The sequence below is a fragment of the Stenotrophomonas sp. INTA L402-1 genome (assembly GCF_059295135.1).
The window spans coordinates 56,103-75,470 of sequence record NZ_JCAFWP010000017.1; the positions used below are offsets into that span (position 1 = coordinate 56,103).

28 protein-coding genes are annotated in these 19,368 nt (G+C 66.2%); all 28 read left to right on the plus strand.

Translation table 11 applies throughout. From position 1 onward, the window contains the following. Positions 1–14 precede the first annotated feature (14 nt). The 28 genes from AC5O77_RS11700 (at position 15) to AC5O77_RS11835 (ending at position 19,367) form a co-directional block, all read left to right on the plus strand. Positions 15–410: a Ref family recombination enhancement nuclease gene (locus AC5O77_RS11700; protein ID WP_414492375.1), complete on the plus strand. Its 396-nt coding sequence runs from the start codon at positions 15–17 to the stop codon at positions 408–410. Beyond that, positions 392–931 (plus strand): RuvC family protein, encoded by a 540-nt coding sequence (locus AC5O77_RS11705; protein ID WP_414492376.1) that lies wholly within the window; start codon positions 392–394, stop codon positions 929–931. The genes AC5O77_RS11700 and AC5O77_RS11705 overlap by 19 nt, the downstream gene beginning before the upstream one ends. Continuing rightward, positions 928–1,296: a hypothetical protein gene (locus AC5O77_RS11710; RefSeq protein WP_414492377.1), complete on the plus strand. Its 369-nt coding sequence runs from the start codon at positions 928–930 to the stop codon at positions 1,294–1,296. The genes AC5O77_RS11705 and AC5O77_RS11710 overlap by 4 nt, the downstream gene beginning before the upstream one ends. Continuing rightward, positions 1,293–1,508: a hypothetical protein gene (locus AC5O77_RS11715; RefSeq protein ID WP_414492378.1), complete on the plus strand. Its 216-nt coding sequence runs from the start codon at positions 1,293–1,295 to the stop codon at positions 1,506–1,508. The genes AC5O77_RS11710 and AC5O77_RS11715 overlap by 4 nt, the downstream gene beginning before the upstream one ends. Next, complete coding sequence (locus AC5O77_RS11720; protein WP_414492379.1) at positions 1,495–2,028, plus strand: hypothetical protein; 534 nt, start codon at positions 1,495–1,497, stop codon at positions 2,026–2,028. The genes AC5O77_RS11715 and AC5O77_RS11720 overlap by 14 nt, the downstream gene beginning before the upstream one ends. 17 nt (positions 2,029–2,045) lie before the next feature. Further along, positions 2,046–2,288, plus strand: a complete 243-nt coding sequence (locus AC5O77_RS11725) for a hypothetical protein (protein ID WP_494506848.1) — start codon at positions 2,046–2,048, stop codon at positions 2,286–2,288. Between the two features lie 314 nt (positions 2,289–2,602). Further along, a complete protein-coding gene (locus AC5O77_RS11730) occupies positions 2,603–3,091 on the plus strand; it encodes a glycoside hydrolase family 24 protein (RefSeq protein WP_414492381.1) in 489 nt (162 codons plus the stop codon). 8 nt (positions 3,092–3,099) lie between these two features. After that, complete coding sequence (locus tag AC5O77_RS11735) at positions 3,100–3,543, plus strand: hypothetical protein (RefSeq protein ID WP_414492382.1); 444 nt, start codon at positions 3,100–3,102, stop codon at positions 3,541–3,543. Then, positions 3,540–4,022: a hypothetical protein gene (locus AC5O77_RS11740; RefSeq protein ID WP_494506849.1), complete on the plus strand. Its 483-nt coding sequence runs from the start codon at positions 3,540–3,542 to the stop codon at positions 4,020–4,022. The genes AC5O77_RS11735 and AC5O77_RS11740 overlap by 4 nt, the downstream gene beginning before the upstream one ends. A 1-nt stretch (position 4,023) precedes the next feature. Next, positions 4,024–4,299 carry a hypothetical protein gene (locus AC5O77_RS11745; protein WP_494506850.1) on the plus strand — a complete coding sequence of 92 codons (276 nt, stop codon included), beginning with the start codon at positions 4,024–4,026 and terminating at the stop codon, positions 4,297–4,299. Between the two features lie 3 nt (positions 4,300–4,302). Beyond that, entirely contained in the window at positions 4,303–4,791 is a 489-nt protein-coding gene (locus AC5O77_RS11750; protein ID WP_494506851.1) for a terminase small subunit, read from the plus strand. Continuing rightward, the gene (gene terL, locus AC5O77_RS11755; RefSeq protein ID WP_494506852.1) at positions 4,706–6,274 is read left to right on the plus strand and encodes a phage terminase large subunit; all 1,569 of its coding nucleotides are present in this window, start codon (positions 4,706–4,708) and stop codon (positions 6,272–6,274) included. The genes AC5O77_RS11750 and terL overlap by 86 nt, the downstream gene beginning before the upstream one ends. Next, on the plus strand, positions 6,274–8,058 hold the full coding sequence (locus AC5O77_RS11760) for an anti-CBASS protein Acb1 family protein (protein WP_494506853.1): 1,785 nt from the start codon (positions 6,274–6,276) through the stop codon (positions 8,056–8,058). The genes terL and AC5O77_RS11760 overlap by 1 nt, the downstream gene beginning before the upstream one ends. A 2-nt stretch (positions 8,059–8,060) precedes the next feature. Beyond that, entirely contained in the window at positions 8,061–9,191 is a 1,131-nt protein-coding gene (locus tag AC5O77_RS11765; protein ID WP_494506854.1) for a DUF2213 domain-containing protein, read from the plus strand. Positions 9,192–9,194: 3 nt separating this feature from the next. Further along, positions 9,195–9,647 (plus strand): structural cement protein Gp24, encoded by a 453-nt coding sequence (locus AC5O77_RS11770; RefSeq protein ID WP_313242145.1) that lies wholly within the window; start codon positions 9,195–9,197, stop codon positions 9,645–9,647. A gap of 12 nt (positions 9,648–9,659) precedes the next feature. Further along, positions 9,660–10,598 (plus strand): DUF2184 domain-containing protein, encoded by a 939-nt coding sequence (locus AC5O77_RS11775; RefSeq protein WP_494506855.1) that lies wholly within the window; start codon positions 9,660–9,662, stop codon positions 10,596–10,598. 45 nt (positions 10,599–10,643) lie between these two features. After that, entirely contained in the window at positions 10,644–11,243 is a 600-nt protein-coding gene (locus AC5O77_RS11780; protein WP_494506856.1) for a hypothetical protein, read from the plus strand. A 2-nt stretch (positions 11,244–11,245) separates the two neighbouring features. Further along, positions 11,246–11,758: a DnaT-like ssDNA-binding protein gene (locus AC5O77_RS11785; RefSeq protein WP_164116179.1), complete on the plus strand. Its 513-nt coding sequence runs from the start codon at positions 11,246–11,248 to the stop codon at positions 11,756–11,758. After that, the gene (locus tag AC5O77_RS11790; protein ID WP_494506857.1) at positions 11,755–12,111 is read left to right on the plus strand and encodes a hypothetical protein; all 357 of its coding nucleotides are present in this window, start codon (positions 11,755–11,757) and stop codon (positions 12,109–12,111) included. Before AC5O77_RS11785 ends, AC5O77_RS11790 begins: the two co-directional genes overlap by 4 nt. Further along, positions 12,111–13,187, plus strand: a complete 1,077-nt coding sequence (locus tag AC5O77_RS11795) for a phage minor head protein (RefSeq protein ID WP_494506858.1) — start codon at positions 12,111–12,113, stop codon at positions 13,185–13,187. Before AC5O77_RS11790 ends, AC5O77_RS11795 begins: the two co-directional genes overlap by 1 nt. Continuing rightward, positions 13,177–13,602: a hypothetical protein gene (locus AC5O77_RS11800; protein ID WP_494506859.1), complete on the plus strand. Its 426-nt coding sequence runs from the start codon at positions 13,177–13,179 to the stop codon at positions 13,600–13,602. Before AC5O77_RS11795 ends, AC5O77_RS11800 begins: the two co-directional genes overlap by 11 nt. Continuing rightward, positions 13,599–14,009 (plus strand): phage tail terminator-like protein, encoded by a 411-nt coding sequence (locus AC5O77_RS11805; RefSeq protein WP_494506860.1) that lies wholly within the window; start codon positions 13,599–13,601, stop codon positions 14,007–14,009. The genes AC5O77_RS11800 and AC5O77_RS11805 overlap by 4 nt, the downstream gene beginning before the upstream one ends. Before the next feature lie 9 nt (positions 14,010–14,018). Further along, complete coding sequence (locus AC5O77_RS11810) at positions 14,019–14,261, plus strand: hypothetical protein (RefSeq protein ID WP_065183278.1); 243 nt, start codon at positions 14,019–14,021, stop codon at positions 14,259–14,261. A gap of 127 nt (positions 14,262–14,388) precedes the next feature. Further along, a complete protein-coding gene (locus AC5O77_RS11815) occupies positions 14,389–14,859 on the plus strand; it encodes a hypothetical protein (RefSeq protein ID WP_289213983.1) in 471 nt (156 codons plus the stop codon). A 102-nt stretch (positions 14,860–14,961) separates the two neighbouring features. Beyond that, a complete protein-coding gene (locus tag AC5O77_RS11820) occupies positions 14,962–15,354 on the plus strand; it encodes a hypothetical protein (RefSeq protein ID WP_494506861.1) in 393 nt (130 codons plus the stop codon). Between the two features lie 28 nt (positions 15,355–15,382). Beyond that, complete coding sequence (locus AC5O77_RS11825) at positions 15,383–15,697, plus strand: phage tail assembly chaperone (RefSeq protein ID WP_494506862.1); 315 nt, start codon at positions 15,383–15,385, stop codon at positions 15,695–15,697. Beyond that, a complete protein-coding gene (locus tag AC5O77_RS11830; RefSeq protein ID WP_494506863.1) occupies positions 15,697–19,041 on the plus strand; it encodes a phage tail length tape measure family protein in 3,345 nt (1,114 codons plus the stop codon). Before AC5O77_RS11825 ends, AC5O77_RS11830 begins: the two co-directional genes overlap by 1 nt. Beyond that, the gene (locus AC5O77_RS11835) at positions 19,038–19,367 is read left to right on the plus strand and encodes a phage tail protein (protein ID WP_494506864.1); all 330 of its coding nucleotides are present in this window, start codon (positions 19,038–19,040) and stop codon (positions 19,365–19,367) included. The genes AC5O77_RS11830 and AC5O77_RS11835 overlap by 4 nt, the downstream gene beginning before the upstream one ends. Position 19,368: the final 1 nt, after the last annotated feature.

Here is a 19,368-nt window from a genome sequence, read left to right on the forward strand (position 1 = left end):
GGTTGGAGGAAAGCATGAAGCGAGGAAGGTCGACCGGCAAGAAGACCAAGGCCCAGCTCGCCCGGCTAGACGCCATCAAGGACATCGGGTGCATCGTGGCCCACAGCCTTGGGATCCGGTTCGGTGAGAAGCCTGTGCCGGCCGAGGAGCACCACCTGACCGTTGGCGGGAAGCACGGCCAGAAGCGGCGCGGGCATGACTTCACCATCGGCCTGAACCCGTGGTCTCACCGCGGCGAGCCGTTCGGCGGCATGTCCGCTGCACGGTGCGAGGAACTGTTCGGACCGTCCTACGCCCGCCAGCCCCGGAAGTTCCGGCAGGAGGTCGGCAGCGATGACTACCTGCTGGATCTGCAGAACACCCTGATCAAACAGCACCTGGAGAAGACCTCATGGCGACCAGCCGCCTGATTATTAGCATCGACCCCGGCCGGACCGGCGCCATCGCGGCGCTGGTCGATGGAGCAGCAGGGCCGGTGATCGACATGCCGCTGCTGACCGTCGGCGAGAACGAGGAGGTCGACGCCAGGGCCATTGCGGTATTCATCCGTGCTGCGAAAGACATGACCCCGGGTGCAGCCGTGTCCGGGGTGATTGAGCGGGTGCGTGCCATGCCGCCGAAACGGGGCGCCGACGGCAAGGAGGAGCGCCGCGCCGGTCCGCAGTCGTCGTTCAACTTCGGCGACCACTACGGGAAAGCCAAGGCAGCGTTTGAGCTGCTGGGCATTCCCTACATGCGCGCGGAGCCTGCCAGCTGGAAGCGCCGGTTCGGACTGACCGGCCAGGACAAGGACGCGGCGCGGCTGCTTGCCATCAAGCGGTTCCCGGATGCAGCCCACATGCTGAACCTGAAGAAGCACAACGGCCGGGCCGACGCGCTCTTGATCGGACTCTGGGCCGAGCACCAGCTGGCCATGGGGGTAGCAGCATGAGCGACGAAAATGTGGTGCGGCTGCCGGTCAAGCCGAAGGACGCCCCGGCCAATGAACTGACGATCGTCCGCACCTACGGCAGCTGCGCCCACAGCCACTTCCTGGTGGATGAGCGCGCATCGGAAGTGACTTGCCGGGACTGTGGCGAGAAGCTCAATCCGGTCTGGGCATTGGCGCAGCTGGCCCGCGAGGACAGCAGTCTCATCCAGCGCTGGTCTCTCCTTTCGGCACATGTTCGCCTGCTGCAGGGCCGTACGAAGGTGAAGTGCACCAGCTGCCAGAAGATGGTCACGATCCCCAGCGGGGTTTCCGATTGGAAGGTCATGGACTTGGCCGAGCACATCCGCAAGGAAGAGGGCCTGTGACGGCCGCCGAACTGCGAATGCAGAAGCGCTACCGGTCCTACGTGCAGAAGCACGGCCGCTGCTCCGTCTGCCAGTTCCGCGCCGCCGGCCCCGCTGGCTTCCACTGCAAGGGCTGGCCCGAGCGGGCCGGATCCTGCGACACCGACAGAAAGCTGCCGGTATTCCGATTCGATGACGCCGTACTGGAGGGCATGCGCGATGCGCAACACTGATCCGCTGACCGAAGAATTGCGACGCTGGGGCCACGCCCAGGTGAATCGATTTGCGCTGAGGCGCGCCGACAGGAGCGTCCATGTCCTGGACAAGGTTCGCGACCACGCGCCGCTGACACGGGAGCGGGCTATCCAGGATCTGGTTGGCCGCGACGGTACCGACCGACGTCGCCTGATGGCGGCTGGCGCCGGCGTGAAAGGCCTGCGTATTGTGCCCTTGTGGGCAGCGGATCCGATCCGGGCATCCAACGATGCTGATCATCCCCACGACAATCCAGAGATCGCCGTCGACGTAGGCGTGCCTGACGAACTGCGGTGGGTGGATAGGGCGCTGGCCTCGATGGAACGGCAGTACCCCATGCGCGCGCTGATCGTCCGGACCGAGTTCACCGTTTCCGCCAGCCAGGCGGTCAAGGCCAGGATGGTGGCCGAGCAGTACGGTGGGACGCTGTCCATCTGGCAATACCGCCGCGAGCTGCAGCGCGGGGTAGACTTTATGGGCGGCAGGATCGCCGCGTAACACGATGTGGCCAAGTGATGGCGAGCTATGAGTGGTTGAACGAAATCCCTGAGGAAGAATGGGATAAGCATGATTCCGGTTTCAGTAAGTACTTCGATTGGGACTGGTTCATCCAGAAATGCGGCTTGCCAGACGACGGTAGCTGGCAGGTTGGATTCGACGAATGGGGCCGGAACCAGTCGCGTCACTACGTCATGTTCGTTGCCCCGGGAGGGCGTCTATTGATTGCCTGGGGTGACTGGCACGTCAAAGGAGCTTGACAAGTAGCACAGACAGATGCCCTAATTCTGCAACTGTCAAGAATTGTCCCTGAAGCCCCGGCCCTGCGCTGGGGCTTCTGCGTTTCCGGGACACGAAACACCGATCAACCACCGCGCCGAATCCCCCTCCGCTCGCCGTGAGGCGATTGGGGCTGGCGTACACGCAGGCGGGCGGTCTGCGCACGGCCCTTGGAGGCCGGGCAGCGCCTAGGCAGCGGTGGTGATCGGCCCTCTACGCCCGCAGCCCCCCGGACCAACCATACCGCGCAGAGAAGCCGGTCGAGGGGCGGGCACCTTTTGCTGGAGAAGCCACCATGGCGCAGATCACCCCCCAACAGGCTGGCGGCGTGAACGTCGTGGCGTTCCTGGACATGCTCGCGTGGTCGGAAGGCACGGACAAGAGCACCCAGGCAACCAAGGACCGCGGCTACGACGTATTGGTCGGTGGACAGCTGTTCAACGGCTATGCGGACCACCCGCGCGTGCTGGTGGACCTGCCCAAGCTGAAGATCCAGTCGACTGCTGCCGGCCGGTACCAGCTGCTGCGCCGCTACTTCGACGCGTACCGGAAGTCGCTGGGCCTGAAGGATTTCAGCCCGCTGAGCCAAGACCTGATCGCGCTGCAGCAGATCCGCGAGCGCCGCGCGCTGCCGCTGATCCAGGCTGGCAAGATCCCGGAGGCGATCAAGGCGGTCAGCAACATATGGGCAAGCCTGCCTGGCGCTGGCTACGGCCAGCACGAACACAAGCTTTCCGACCTGTTGGCCATGTACCGCAAGGCTGGTGGGGCGGTGGCGCCGTGACTGAGCCCGTGAGCACCCTGAAAACCATCGTGGGAACGTTCACTGCAGCCGTGGTGGCGCCGGCGACGGCGGACGCGCTACGCGAGGCTGAGCGCGTCATCCTGGGAGTGCCGCAGTCCGTGCTGCTGGTGGCCATGGCCGGCGCGCTGATTGGCGTTCTGCTGCTGCCGGAGAAGGACGCGGAGCGGGTTGCAGCGGACGCCAGCCGCCGGCGCGGGCATCGGTTCCTGCAGACGGCCGCGAGATGGGCTGCGCTGGCGGTTGCGGTTGTGGCCTACGCGATCGTGGCCGCCTGGGTCATCGCAGTGGCTGCCTCGATCTGGCCAGCATTGGCCGGCGCCCCGCAGCTACCTCTGGCCGGCCTTTCCGGCGTCCTGATTCGCCGGCTGCTGCCGGGCTACGTGCGCCTGGTGGAGAAGGCCACCGGGGCTATCGGAGGCGATAAGCCATGACTGTGCTGATTCGATTCTTCAAGGCCATCTGGGACCTGGTGGTAGGTTGGGCCGCAGACGCGCTGGTTTGGTTGCGCAAGCCCGGAAGCGTCATGAAGGTCTGTTGCGGCGTGCTGGCCTTCGGCTGCATGGTCGCGGGCCTGTCGGCTTACGAGAAAGAGCAGCAGATCAAGGATCTGAGCGCCCAGGTGGTAAAGGTTCGTGCCGACTGGAAGGCCGATGCCGACCGTCTGCAGGCCGACGTGGAAACCCGTGACCAGCGCCTGGCTGACGTCGCCGCAGCACTGAGGGCAGAAGCCGAGAAGCTGGAATCGCTCAAGGCAGAAAGCGCGGCGGCGCTGCAGGCCCTGGCAGGAAAGATCGAGGCATCCGAGAAGGACGCCGCGACGTGGCGCGGTCGATATGAGCAGCGGCCAGATACCTGCAAGGCGGCCTTGGAGCTGCTCGACTCAGCCTGCCCGGCACTGAAGGGGTACTGACATGCGCGTCTTTCTGATCGCTGCGGCGCTGTTGCTGGCCGGATGCCAGTCGGCACCGCCCAAGACCAATCCTCCGGCCCCGGACATCATCAAGGTGCCGGTGGCCACCTATGTCCCCATCGACGCGGCCCTGACCAAGCGCTGCAGCTGGGTGCGGGCTGGCAAGCCCTCGGCGGTGTTCGAAGTCAGCAACGGCCGGAAGCGTTGCTTGGATCAGTACGAGGCGCAGTTCGACACCATCGAACAGGTGCAGGGCAAGCCGGTACCGGAGCGCTGACCAATGGCCGCGAAGAAGACCACCGCCGACAAGGCGGTCGGCCTGACCCCGAAGCAGCAGCGCTTCGTGCTGGAGTACCTGAAGGATCACAACGGCACGCAGGCGGCCATCCGTGCTGGTTACAGCGAGAGCACAGCCCGGCAGCAGGGATCTCGGTTGCTGACCGACCCGCGCGTTCTTGCCGCTGTCCGGGCTGGCCAGAAGAAGGTGGCCAAGAAGGCCGAGGTCACTGTCGACAGCCTGATGGCCGAGCTGGAACAGGCCCGGAAGCTGGCGCTTAAGGAAAAACAGGCCAGCGCGGCGGTCACCGCCACGATGGGCAAGGGGAAGCTGGCCGGCCTGCTGGTGGAGAAGCACAAGCACAGCGGTGCGATTGGCACCTACGACCTGAGCAAGCTTTCAGACCATGAACTCGACCGCCTTGAACAGATCCTCGGTCCGCTTGCCGACGCTGGCGGAGATCCGAGCGGAGCGGGCGAGGAGGGCGGCTGACCGAGAGCGCGCGCGGATAGCGGAGGACGTCGAAGGCATCCGGGCGCGATCGCAGACGCTGGAGGGCTTCATCAAGGAGCACTGGCCGATCTTGGAACCTACCCGGCCGCTGAAGTTTGGGTGGGCACTGAGGGCCATGTGCCGGCACCTGGAGGCGGTCACCGAAGGCCGCATCCAGTTCCTGCTGATGACCGTGCCCCCGGGCATGATGAAGTCGCTGCTGATGGTGTTCTGGACGGCGTGGGAGTGGGGGCCGGTTGGCCGCCCTGACCTGCAGACGCTGGCCACCTCCTACAGCCAGCCGAACGTGCTGCGCGACAACCTGAAGCTGCGGCGCCTCATCGAGAGCGACCAGTTCCAGGCTGCCTGGCCGATGAAGCTGCGGGGCGACCAGAACGCCAAGGGCAAGTTCGAGAACACCGGCAATGGCTTCAGCGAGGCCCGGCCCTTTAGCTCCATGACCGGTGGCCGCGGCGACCGGGTGAAGGTGGACGATCCGCATTCAACCGAGACGGCCGAGAGCGACGCTGAACGCAAGACCGCTGTCCGGATCTTCCGGGAGGGCATCACCGACCGCCTCAACGACATCACCTCGTCGGCCATGGTCATCATCATGCAGCGCCTGCACCAGCAGGACGTTGCAGCGGTGGCCATGGAGCTGGACCTGGGCTTCGTGCACCTCAACCTGCCTATGGAGTTCGAGGCAGAGCGGGTCGACAAGGACGGCAAGAAGACCGGCGGCCCGTGCCGCACCTACATTGATGGTGAGCTGTTCTTCGAAGATCCACGCATCGAGGAGGGCGAGCTGCTGTTCCCCGAGCGCTTCCCGCGCGCCGAGGTGGAACGCCTGAAGCGCGCCAAGGGTTCATACGCGTGGGCCGGCCAGTACCAGCAGCGGCCGACCCCGCGCGATGGTGGCATGTTTAGGCGGGAGTGGTTCGAGATCGTAGACGCCGCGCCGGCCATCTCGGCGGCGCGGAAGGTCAGGCGTTGGGACTTCGCCGCCACGGACCCGAAGGAAAAGACCAGCAGCGACCCCGACTACACGGTAGGTCTGCTGCTGGGCGAGGTCGGCGGCATCTACTACGTGCTGGACGTGGTGCGTGACCAGGTTTCACCCGCCGGCGTCGAAAGGATGCTGAAGAACACTGCTCTGCAGGATGGCAAGGCCATCAAGGTCCGCATTCCGCAGGATCCAGGGGCCGCCGGAAAGAGCAACGCTGCTCACCAGGTGAAGCTCTTGGCTGGCTGGGACGTGAAGGCAGTTCTTGAATCCGGATCAAAGCAGGTACGCCTCACACCGGTTGAGGCGCAAGCAGAGGCGGGCAACATAAAGCTGGTGCGGGCGCCATGGAACCAAGCGTTTCTGGATGAAATTTGCGACATACCAAATGGCAAGCACGACGATCAGGGCGACGGACTGTCCGGCGCCTTCGCTGAGCTGGTCACCGGCAGCACCTACAACCTTGGGAACGCGCTCTGATGGGCAAGCTCACGCAACTCAAAGATGGGCTGGTCAATCTGGTGGCCAACCTGGGTACGCCGCGCGACAAGGCGGCGGCTACCTTCTACGGCGTGCCGACGTTGTCGGAACAGGAGGCGGATAACGCGTACCGCGGCACCTGGCTGGCTCGGAAGGTGATCGACATCCCGGCGATGGACAGCTGCCGGAAGTGGCGCGGCTGGAGCGCAGACCAGGAGCAGATCACCGCCATCGAGGCAGAGGAGAAGCGGCTAGGCCTGCAACAGAAGGTGCTGAAGGCGTTGATCCGCGCACGGCTCACCGGCGGCGCCGCGCTCTACATTGGCACGGGCCAATCGGACCCGATTCTGCCGCTGAAGCCTGAATCCATTGGCAAAGGCGGCGTTCGCCACATCAACGTGCTTTCGAAGCGCGTGCTGCAGGCGGGCGAGCTGGACCTTGACCCGGAATCGCCGGGGTACGGCCTGCCGGCCTTCTACACCCTGACCAGCGGTACGGCTGGCCAGGTGCAGATCCACCCGTCGCGCCTGGTGATCCTGCACGGTGCGGAGAAGCCGGACCCAGAGTTCGGGATCAGCGACGGATGGGGCGACTCGGTGCTGCTGGCGATCAGCAAGGCCATCAAGGACGCCGACGCCAGCGCAGCGAACATCGCATCGCTGGTGTTCGAGGCGAAGGTCGACGTGGTCAAGATTCCGAGATTCATGTCGAGCTTGGCCGACCCGGAGTACGAGCAGAAGGTTCTGCAGCGCATGACCCTCGCGGCGATGGCGAAGGGGATCAACGGAACGCTGCTCCTGGACGCGGAGGAGGAATACGAGCAGAAGCAGGCTCAGTTCGGAGGACTGGTCGACCTGATGATGGGCTTCATGCAGCTGACGTCGGGCGCCTCCGACATCCCGATGACCCGCCTGCTGGGCCAGTCGCCGGGTGGCCTCAACGCCAGCGGAGAGAGCGACCTGCGGAACTACTACGACCGCATCAGCAGCAACCAGGAGCTGGTGCTTCAGCCGGCGCTGCAGGTTCTGGACGAGTGCCTGATTCGCTCGGCGCTGGGCAGCCGGCCCGCCGAGGTGTTCTACAACTGGCGCAGCCTGTGGCAGACCACCGACACGGAGCGCGCAGCCATCGGCAAGAGCACTGCCGAGAGCATCAAGATCATTGCCGATACGAGGCTGATCCCGGAGAACGTGCTGGCCACTGTCGCAGTGAACATGCTTACGGAGGCCGGAATTGCTCCGGGCCTGGAAGCCGAGATGCTGGAGTACGGCAAGTCGACGCCGCAGGAGGAAACGGGCGAGGACGACGACGAGCAGATCGCAGCGGCAATGCCGGTGAAGGACGCGCAGCCGCGGTCGCTGTACGTCAGCCGCAAGGTGGTGAATGCCGACGAGATCGCGGTCTGGGCGAAGGAGCAAGGCATCACCGATCTGCTGGGCGACCTGCATGTGACCATCGCCTACTCGCGCCAGGCCTTCGACTGGATCAAGGCCGGCAATGCCAACGAATGGAGCAACGGCGGCAAGGACGAAATGGTCATCCCCGAGGGCGGCCCGCGCGCGGTCGAGCCGCTGGGCGGTATGTCTGCCGTGCTGCTGTTCGCGTCGTCGCAGCTGTCCTGGCGGCATGAAAGCATCATCCGCGCTGGTGGTTCCTACGACTGGCCGGAATACACCCCGCACATCAGCCTGACCAAGGCGACCATCGACCTGTCCAAGGTCGAGCCGTACCGCGGCCGCATCGTGCTGGGCCCGGAAATCTTCGAAGAAGTACGCGAGGACTGACCATGTTCCTGACCGATCGCGTCTCGGTGACGGCTCCGCGCCGCACCGCGGACGGCTACCTTGTGGCCGACGCCTACGTGGCCCGAACCGGCATCCAGAACTACCTGGGTGAGGAAGTTGGGCGGCCTGAACTGCTGAACGTTCGCGTGTACCGGCCGCCGGAGGAGGTGTTCTCCGACGCCACGATGCGCAGCTTCGCCCACCGGCCGATGACCAACGACCATCCGCCGGAGGACGTCAGCGCCAAGAACTGGAAGGACTACGCCATCGGCCATACCGGCGATGAGGTCGCGCACGACAAGACCCGTGTCCGCGTACCGCTGGTGCTGATGGATCAGGCCGCCATCGATGACTTCGATGCAGGCAAGCGCGAGCTTTCGCAGGGCTATTCGGCCGAGATCGTCTGGGAAGACGGCTTCACGCCCGAGGGCGAGCCCTACGACGCCAAGCTGAAGAACATCCGCAACAACCATCTGGCCCTGGTCCGTCGTGGCCGGGCTGGCTCCCAGTTTCGCATCGGGGATGGGCGCACCCCCGGTGCACCGGATCCGAGCGCCCATCCCCAACCGCAGGAGAACCACATGAGCAACCAGCAGACCCGCATCGTGGTGGTCGACGGCCTGCCCGTCGAGTGCACCGACGCGTCGGCCGCCGCCATCGGCAAGCTGCAGCAGCAGCTCCAGGACGCCCACACCGCCGCCGGCACCGCTGCCGCAACCCACCAGGCAACCATCACCGCCAAGGATGCTGCCATCGCCAAGGCGGAAGGCGAGCGCGACGCGCTGAAGGCGCAGGTGCTCAGCGATGCCGACCTGGACCAGCGCGTACAGCAGCGCGGCGACCTGATCGCCAAGGCCAAGGCCGTTCACGACGCCGACTACAGCGGCAAGAGCGACGCCGACGTCCGCAAGGCCGCAGTGGTGGCCAAGCTCGGCGATTCGGCCGTGGCCGGCAAGCATGAGGCCTATGTCGAAGCCCTGTTCGATGGCCTGTTTAGCCAGGCAAAGCCGCGCGACCCGGTGGCCCTGGCCCTCGGCGACCGTTCCACCCATCGCCAGACCGTGCAGGACAACGGCTATGCCGAGTCCGTGAACGGTCTCGACTACCGCACCGCCAACCAGAAGGGGGCCTAAGCCATGGCACTGCAGACCAACTATCCGGACACCCAGCCGGTTGCCATCGAGGGTGCGCAGGCAACCATGCTGCCGGCCACGATCATCAGCCGCGACGTGGAAACCTCGCCCGGTATCGGCTTCGGCCGCGCCGTGGCCCAGGGCACCGCCGACAAGGGCATTGTCCTCGCCGGTACCGGTGCCACGAAGCTGGTGGGCATCACCCTGCTGGACCGCTCCGCCGTCGGCAGTGCCGGTGTGCCGGATAGCTTCGCCCAGCGCACCTCGGCACGCGTCATCACCAAGGGCGACATCTGGGTGGCTGCGGCCGTCGCAGTGAAGGCAGGCGATCCGGTCTTCGTGACCGCGACCGGCACCTTCACCAACGTCGCCACCGACAACACCGCCTTCACCGGCGCCCGCTGGGACACCAGCACCACCGCCGCCGGCCAGCTGGCCGTCGTCCGTCTCGGCTAAGGAGCCAAGCCCATGAATGGAAATTCCATGCACCTGTTCGACGCACAGGCCGCGCTCGGCTTCGTCGTTGCCCAGGCATCGATCATCGAACCGGGCGTCTACCGCACGCGCTACCCGTCGGTGCAGTACCGCGACCTGATCCCGGTCGACACCACCGGTAGTGAGTTCGCCACCTCGGTGACCTACTACTCCTCCGACCAGTTCGGCGAGGCCAACTGGATCAACGGCAACGCGGACGACCTCCCGAAGGCCGGCACCACGCGTGCCCAGCACCAGACCGGCGTGCACACCGCTGGTATCGGCTACGGCTTCGGCTGGGAGGAAATCGGCCGGGCACAGCTGCTGGGCATCAACCTGCAGTCCGACGATGCCTCCGCTGCTCGCCGCGCTTCCGAAGAGATGGTCGACCGTGTGGCCCTGCTGGGCGATGCGGACAAGGGTTTCACCGGCCTCTACAACGCTGCGAATGTGACCCCGGTGGCGGCGGAAACTGGTGGTTGGGACGCGCAGACCGACTCGCAGCTGATCGTCGGTGTCTTGAACCAGGCGCTGCTGAACGTTTTCAACGGCACCAACACCGCGTCGATCGCGGACACCCTGCTGCTGCCGTGGACCAAGTTCAATCTGCTGGCCACTCGCAAGATGAGCGAGCAGAGCGACAAGACCATCATCCAGTGGTACCTGGAGAACAACCTGTACACCGTGCAGACCGGTCAGCAGCTGACCTTGCGCGGCGTGCGCGGGCTGGACACGGCCGGTGTCGGCGGGACCACGCGCCTGGTCGCGTACCGCAAGGATCCGGAGGTGCTGAAGCTGCACATGCCGATGCCGCACCGCTTCCTGCCGGCCTGGCAGAGCGGCCCGCTGCGCTGGGACATCCCGGGCGTGATGCGCCTGGGCGGCCTGGACGTGCGCCTGCCCAAGGAAGTCGTCTACCTGGACGGCATCTGATCCGCCTGGCCCCGGCCGCGCGCCGGGGCCTCACTGGAGCGAAGCATGAAGATCACGAACAACCACAAGGGCCCGCTGGGCCTGCCGGACGGTACCATCCTGCTGCCGGGCGTGCAGACCCCAGTCGATGGCTGGGAGCAGCTGAAGAAGAACTCGGTGGTGCAGGGCTGGCTCAAGGCTGAGATCCTGACCGCCGAGGGCGGCAGCACCAGCACCAGCACCAAGGCACCGACGAAGGACATCCTGGTCGGCTCCAACGTGCTGCCATCCAACATCGAGCTGGCCGAAGGCGTCACCGTGCAGCTGGGCGAAGTGGTGCGCCAGGCCTTTGAGCACACTGGCCTGACCGTTGCCGACTGGAACGCGCTGGAAGAAGGCGACCGCGAAGCGGAGCTGGCGGCAATGGTGCGCGAGCTGCAGTCCCGTGCGGAAGCCGACGCCAAGGCCAAGAAGGGCGAAGCCGCCGCCGCGGAAGCCGAGAAGGCCAACGCGACCACCACCGCGCAGAACCCGCCGGCGGAGGACAAGAAGGATGCGCTGATCGCGCGCGCCAAGGCGCTGGGCATCGATGCCAAGGGCACCTGGGGTGTGGCGAAGCTGGAAGGCGCCATCGCCGACGCCGAGGCCAAGAAGGGCGAGGGCTGACCATGTACGGCACGCTGGAAGGCGCGAACAGCTACCACCAGGCGCGCGGTAATGCCGCTTGGGCTGCCGGCACCGAGCAGGCCCGCGAGGGTGCGCTGATCCGCGCCACGGACTACATCGACGGCCGGTACCGGATCCTGCTGGCATCTGGCCGCTGGGCGTCGATGTTCCCCGGCGTGCGTACGGCCGGGCGGGGCCAGCCGAACGAGTGGCCCCGCACCGGTGCGATCGACTATGACGGCGACCCCATCCAGCCGGATGAGGTGCCTGACGAGGTGGAGCGCGCAGCCTACGAGGCCGCCCTGCGCGAGCTGGCCAGCCCGGGCAGCCTGTCGCCGGACTACGTGGCCACCGAGGCAGTAACCAAGGAGAAGGTCGGCCCCATCGAGGTCACCTACGCAGATTCCACGGCCGCTGGCCAGGTGCCGAACAGGCCGGTGGTGCCGGCCATTGACGAGATCCTGGCACCGTTGCTGCGGACACCGGCGGTTATGCCTGCGGTGCGTGTCGTATGAGCGGCTTCTACGACCGAATGCAGGCGACGGCCACGAACCTGATCGGTCGCTACGGCTACGGCACACAACTGGAGCGCGACGGCGCACCGACCGGGCCGCCACACAATCCGCAGCCGGGTCCGTCGACGCGGCACGACTGCATGGTGGTGGAGCTGGAATACAGCCTGACCGACCGCGACACCACGCTGGTACAGCAAGGCGACAAGCTGGGCCTGATCTCGACCGCAGTGGACATCCAGCCCGGCAAGGACGACCGGCTGCTGCTGGGCGGCCAGCTCTACCACCTAATCGACCTGCAGCCGCTGTCCCCTGGTGGGCAGGTGCTGCTCTACGAGTTCCACGCCCGACGCTGATGGCCGATTACACACCCCGCGAGCTGGAGCTGCTGGCACGACGCCTGGAACCGGCCATGCGCCGCGCGTTCGAGCAGGCCATCGCCGGCGTGCGATCGCAGGTGCAGCTGGACCTGCTGGCGAGCCTCCTGCAGGCCGGGCAGGTGGACGCTGTGCTGGAGGCGCTGGGTTTCGACGGCGAACGCTTCTCGCCGCTGGCCGAGCAAGTGCGCCAGGCGTTTGCCACCGGTGCGGAGGTCGGTATGAAGGAGCTGCCCACGCTGTCGCTGCGGCAGCAGGTGCGCGGGCGGTACAACCCGGCCAACGACACGCCGCTGCTGCGGTTCGGGTTCGACATGCGCAACCGCGGGGTGGAGAGTTGGCTGCAGTCGAATTCCTCGCGCCTGATCACCGGCATGGTGGAGGACCAACGAACGCTGGTGCGCCAGCACCTGGTGCGCGGCATGGCCGCCGGCACCAACCCGCGCCAGACGGCGCTGGAGTTGGTCGGCAGGGTGGGCGAGACAGGCAGGAGAACCGGCGGCATCGTGGGGCTCACCGCGCAGCAGGCGCAGTTCGTGGCCAATGTCCGGCAGCAGCTTGCCAGCGGTGATCCGGCGCAGATGGCGCAGTACTTCGGTCGCAAGCGGCGCGACAAGCGCCTGGACGGAATCGTGAGCCGGGCCATCAAGGCTGGCCAGCCAGTGGCGCCAGCAGACGTGGAGAAGATCGCTGTGCGCTACGCGGACAGGCTGCTGGCGCTGCGCGGCGAGATGATCGCGCGGACCGAATCGCTGACGGCCATGGCCGCTGGTCGGGAGGAGGCGTTCCGGCAGCAGATCGAGAGCGGCCGCCTGGCGCCGGAGAACGTCGAGGGCACCTGGTCAGCCACCGGTGACGACAGGACCCGCCACAGCCACCAGGCGATGAACGGCCAGGTTCGCCGGTTCGGTGAACCGTTCCAGACGCCCAGCGGTGCGTTGATGCGGTTCCCTGGCGACACCGCGCTCGGTGCCGGGCCGGAGGAAACCATCGGCTGCCGCTGCATGAAGCAGTACCGCGTGAACATGGCGGCGGAGGTGAAGCGTGGCCAATAAGTTCGGAGCCCAGGTCCGGGCCTTCACGGAGAAGGCCAAAGCAATGCAGGGCGTGATCTTCCGCGAGTCGGCCACCAAGCTGATGGAGGAAGCCGGCACGCCCGAGGGGCAGGGCGGGAAGATGCCGGTGGATACCGGCTTCCTGCGCAACTCTGCCGCTGCATCGGTCGAGAGCATGCCATCGGACAGTGCGCAGGCCCCGGAGCTGGTGTTCGCCACAATGGAGCTGGGCCAGACCGTGTGGGCCGGATGGACAGCAAGGTACGCCATGCGTATGGAACACGGCTTCTTCGGCGAAGACAGTCTGGGTAGAACCTATGCGCAGGCGGGAAAAGGCTTCGCGCGCGCGGCGGCCCAGCGCTGGGATTTCATCGTGGCCGAGGTCACCGCCGACGTGAAAGGACGGATGGGATGAGCGACACCGCGATCTATGACGCATTCGCCACGCTGGTGGGGCAGTTTGCCGCAGCACATAGCCTTGCCTGCTCCTACCCGGGGCAGGGGTTCAAGCCGCCCACCGGCAACGACGCTCGCTGGCTGGAGCTGCAGTGGTTCCCCAACCGGACCGAGAACTACGGCATCGAAGACGATGGACCGTTCCTGATGCAGGGTTTCGGCCAGCTGTCGGCCTGCTACCGGCCGGGGCAGGGGATCATGGTCGGTACTTCGATCACGGACCAGATCATCGCCGCCTTCGCCAAGGGCACGACCTTCGTCGGCATGCGGGTGGAGAGGAAGCCCTGGACCTCCAGCATCATCCAGGACCCGGAGCGGGTCATGCACCCGGTGACCATCCCGTGGCGGGGATTCGTTTCGGGGTAGACTCCGGCCATGAGCCCCAAGCCGCCCAACCTGCACCTGGTCAGCAGCAACGAGATCCCGAACGAGGGTGAGCTGCAGGCCATGCGCGATGCCATCACCCGCATGAAGCGGAACCGGCAGCTGCTGGACGAGTTCTGCGCCGAGCAGGCCCGGTTCGTCCGGGCGGAATACCTGGCCTATGTGGAGGCGGGATTCACCCGGCCGCAGGCCATGCAGCTGGTAGCGGCAAAGCTGGGCCCAGCCAAGAAGTAACGACAGAACCGACCGCAAATTATTCCCGAATCTATTCCAGAGGCCCGCCCACCAGCGGGCCTTTCGCTTTTCCAACGACCCCGCCCCGTGGCGGGTTTTTTTACGCCCATCGCGAGGAGACACGGCTATGGCCGCTGAAGCAAAGACGAACGCAGGTACCAAGCTGCACATCTGCGCCACCCCCAAGAACGCCGACCTGACCGAAACCGAGTTCAAGGCCCTCACCTTCGTGCAGGTGAAGAAGGTCGGCAGCATCGGTGAGCGCGGCATCAATACCAACATCGTCCAGTACGACACGCTGGATACCCTGGTGGCGCTGAAGGGCAAGGGCATCACCAATGCGGGCGACCCGCAGGTGGAGGTGGCCGAGGACCTGACCGACCCGGGTCAGGTAGCCCTGCGCGCTGCGGGTGCACCCAACGTACCTGACGCCTACGCGTTCAAGGTGGAACGTGCTGACGGATCCATCGAGTTCCTGCGCGGCCTGGTCGCCGGCCCCAACGTCACCGGCGGCCGCAACGAGGACTTTGTCCTCAACACCTTCACCCTGGCGCTGAACCAGGCGCCGATCACGGTGCCGGCGCCGACCACCCCGTAATCCGAACACCCCGGGGGATAGGGCGGCCGCCTGACAAGCCGGAACTGATCCGGCCGGCTTCCCCCGGGGCTCTCTACCGGATCGACATCAAGGATCCCGAACATGACCGAACTGACCAACATCGTGGCGGCAGAGCGCCGCCTGGACATCGTGCACCCGGCCACCCAGGAGCCAGTGGGCCTGGTGCTGATCCTGCTGCCTGACAGCCACCCGCAGGTGAAGGGCGCTGCCCGCAAGACGATCAACGACCGCATCAACCACCGTGGCAAGGTGGGCGCCGAGCAGATCGAAGCCAGCCGCATCAGCATGCTCTGTGCATCGATCGGTGGCTGGGAATGGCAAGGAGAGCTGACCTTCCACGGTGAGAAGCCCGAATTCACCCAGCAGACGCTGCAGCAGCTGCTGAAGGAACTGCCGTGGGTGGGGGAGCAGGTCGACGTCGCCCTGACCGACCGGGCGGAGTTCTTTCGCCGACCTGACGAAACGGACGGCTGAGGCCGTCTACATCGCCGTCCGCTACGACATGGCGGATGAGAACGGCGAGACCCGGCGCCAGCGCAATGCGCGCTTCGGTATCACCGAATCACCAGAGCTGGAGGTCCCGGACGCGGCTGCCCACGTCTGGGGCTGGTTCTGGGAGCTGTCTGGCCGCAGGCATAGCGGCCCGGAAGCGTTGACCTTTGCTGACATCGGCCAATGGGCCTCGCTCCTGCAGCTCGAACTGCTGCCGGAGGAGGTCCAGATGCTGATGGCGATGGATGACCAGTACCTGCGCGCGGTGCGCGAAGACCAGAAAGCCGCGCGTGAGCGGGCAATGCAGAACAACGGGAGCCCCTGATGGACATCGCCGAGCTTGGCTACAAGGTCGACAGCAGCGGCCTGGTGGAGGGCACCAAGGCCTTGGACGAGAATGCCGCAGCTGCTGATCGTGCCGGCGGCGCTGCTGACCGGCTGGACCGGGAGTACTCGGCGCTGGCTCGGACGGTGGAGCGTTCCTCCAGCGCTCTCGGTGACCGTCTCGGCGGCGCACTGGACCGCATCGGCACTGGCACCGGCGCGGTCATCACCGAGCTGCAGACGCTCAACCGGACCAACACCGAGATCCTGGCCTCGCTGGGCGCGCTCGACGGGAAGCTGACCAGCACCGCGGCTCAGGCTCAGGCCTATGGCGCGGCGGGAGCTGCGGCAGCGGCATCGACCGCCCAGGTGGCCACGGCAAGCCAGCAGCTGGAGAAGCAGCTGGCCGATCAGGACGCACGGCTGAAGGGTGTCGCCCAGCGCGCCATGGAATGGGCAGCAAGCAACCGGGAAGCCAACCTATCCGAGCGTGCCCTGGCCGAGGCTGCCCGTGACGCCGCCCTGGGTATCGACCACAAGGCGCGGGCGCTGGCTGGTGCTGGTAGTGAGCAGGACCGGATGGTCGCCCGTGCACGCGCTCTGGAAGAGGCTGAGGCACGGGCCGCCAATCAGGTGCGCCAAGCCGCTGCCGCTGCCGAGGCGCAGCAGATCAACCTGAAGCAGCTGCTGGGTCAGATTGACCCGACCGTGGGCGCACTCAACCGCTTGGCCGCGATGGAAGATCGCCTGGAGCGCGCGCACAAGGCTGGGCTGGTCAACCCGGCTGTGTTCGACCAGTACCAGACCAAGATCGACGCCATGCGCGCCTCGGTGCTCAACGCCACCAGCGCGCAGAACGGCATGGGCATGTCCGCGCGGCAGATGCAGAACAACCTGCGCATGATCCCCATGCAGGTGACCGACATCACCACCAGCCTGATCAGCGGCCAGCCAGCGTGGATGGTGGCGATCCAGCAGGGCGGCCAGCTGAAGGATCAATTCGGTGGCATCGGCCCGGCTGCGCGCGCCGTTGGCGGCTACGTGCTGGGGCTGATTAACCCGTTGACGCTGGGTGCGGCAGCACTGGCGGCTCTGACCATCGCCGCAAAGCAGTCGGAAGACCAGCTGTTCGATTTCCAGAAGGCTCAGATCCTGAGCGGGCAAGGTGCCGCCATCGGTGCCGCTGGATTCTTGGAACTGGCCAACAGCATCGATCATCTGCAGGGCGTGTCGCGAGGTGGCGCGGTGGCCGCTTTGACTGAGACCGCCAAGGCCGGCCGCTATGCGGGCGAACAGTTCGAGATGGTGGCAGCGGCGGCAGCCCGAATGGAGGCCTCGACGGGCAGGTCTGCACAGGAGACCGTCCGAGCGTTCGAAACAATCGCAAAGGAGCCGGTGGAGGGTCTGCTGAAGCTAAACGATGCAGAGCGCTTCCTGACTGCCGCGCAGCTGCAGCGCATTGTGGCCCTGAAGGAGGAGGGCCGGATGCAGCAGGCAGCCAGCGAGGCCATGCAGATCTTCGCAACCCATCTCAACGATGTGGCCGACCGCACCGAGGCGGTGATGCCGGAGATGTCCAAGGGCTGGCGCGACATCAAGGACGACATCAGTGGCGCTTGGGGGGCGCTTGGCAGTTTCACTGGTGCAGTGGTCGACCTTGCCGGCGAATGGGGAGTCCTGGCGCGCCTACCGCGTCTGAGCGACGTTTTAGGCCTCGGCCTTGCCGGTGGTGCCCTGGTGAAGTGGACCGGTTTGCCGTCCCTCACCGAAGCGCTGAACGGCGCGGCTGCCCGCATGCGAGGACTGCCGCCGCTGCCGAAGCCCATCGATGAGGGTGGCGCGTTGGATCCGCAGACCGCACGTGACCTGGCTGCGGTGACGCAGGAGCGCGCTACTTCCGAGCAGGCCGCTGCTGAGGCCATCAATGCCCAGGTGGCCGGCCTCGATCGTGCCAGCGCGAAGGAAGCGGCACGGCTGAAGATCATCGCCCAGTACAACAAGCTGGCCGACAACGATGCCCGGCACTTCGACGGGTCCATGCAGCGGCTGATCGCGAAGGCCCAGGCCGACGTCGACAAGTCGTTCAACCGCCGCGACGGCGTAGGCAAGCGCAACGGCGACGACAGCGCCGCCCAGAACATGCTGGCAGCGGCACAACGGCAGATCGAGGCGAACAAGCAGCTGGTGGAGACTGGCGTCAAGGTGACCGAGAGCGAGCGCCAGGCGATGGCGATCGAGCAGGTGCTGGCCAAGGGCAAGAACACCATGACGGCGTCCACCCGGGCGCTGCTGACGGCGGCCAGGGAGGAGCTGCTGGCGTCCGGTCAGAAGGCTGCGGCGTACACCAAGGAAAAGGAGGCGGCTGAGGCGTTGGCCAGGCAGCAGGCAATCCTCGCGCAAGGCAGTAGCAACCGGGCACGCTCCAACGAGCTGGACCTGATGGGCATGGGCCGGGGCTCGGATGCGGTCGCCATGCTGCGCCGGCAGCTGGACATCCAGCGCGAGTACCAGGACGAGCTGAAGCGCATTGGCAGCCGTGACGTGGCTGCCGACAAGGCGTCTTGGGATCTGCTGGCCGCGAATGCAGCAACCTATCGCGACAGCGAATTGGCCAAGGAGCGCGCATTCCAGGAGCAGCGCCTGGCGATGCTGGGGGACTGGCGTGCAGGAGCGCGCCGGGCATGGGAGGACTACTCCTTCGCCGCCAGCAATGCGCTGGAGCAGGCCAACAGCGTGATGAACAGCGCACTGAGCGGCTGGGAGGATGCCTGGGGGCGGTTCGCCCAGACCGGGAAGCTGTCGTTCCGTGACATGGCCAACGCCATCATCGCGGACCTCGCCCGCATCGCAGCCAAGCAGGCGGCGGTCGGTCTCATCAACGCAGTCGCGAGCGCTTGGGGCGGAGGTGTCACCGCAGCGGGCAATGCGGCGGCCACCAGCGGCACGCAGAGCATCAATGCGGGCTTGCTGGCCGGCTATGGCGGCGGTAGGGCGCGCGGCGGTCCGGTGAGTGGTTCCACGCTGTACGAGGTGGGCGAGGGCGGCAAGCCTGAGCTGTTCAACGATGGCCGTGGGCGCACGTACCTGATCCCCGGCAACGACGGCCAGGTCATTCCTGCCGCGCCTGCCGCAGCGGCTGGTGCGGGCCCTGCTGGTGGTGCTTCTGTGATCAACGTGAACGTGGTCGTCAACAGTGATGGCACCACCGAGACCGATGCGGACACGTCTCTCATGAACCAGTTCGGCAAGGAGCTGGGGCAGTTCGTGGACATGAAGATCAGGGAAGCACAGGTCAAGTCCATGAAGCCTGGCGGTGTGCTGCACTCGATGGGGGCCGGCCGATGACCGACACCTTTACCTGGCGACCCACCAGCACCGGCGGCAGCACGATCAAGGACGTGGTGAAACGCGCCCAGTTCGGTGATGGCTACCGGCAGAGCGCTCCGGATGGCATCAACCCGCGCAGCCGTAGCTACCAACTCACCTTCACCGGCTCCAAGACGATGGTGGATCAGATCATCGCTTTCCTCGATGCCCACGTCGGGCGCTCGTTCTTGTGGCAGAGCCCGCGCGGCCTGCTGCTTTTCGAGTGCACAGCGCAGGGCGAGCCGTTCCCTAACGGCTTGGTGCACAGCATCACGGTCACCTTCGAACAAACGTTCCAGCCGTAAG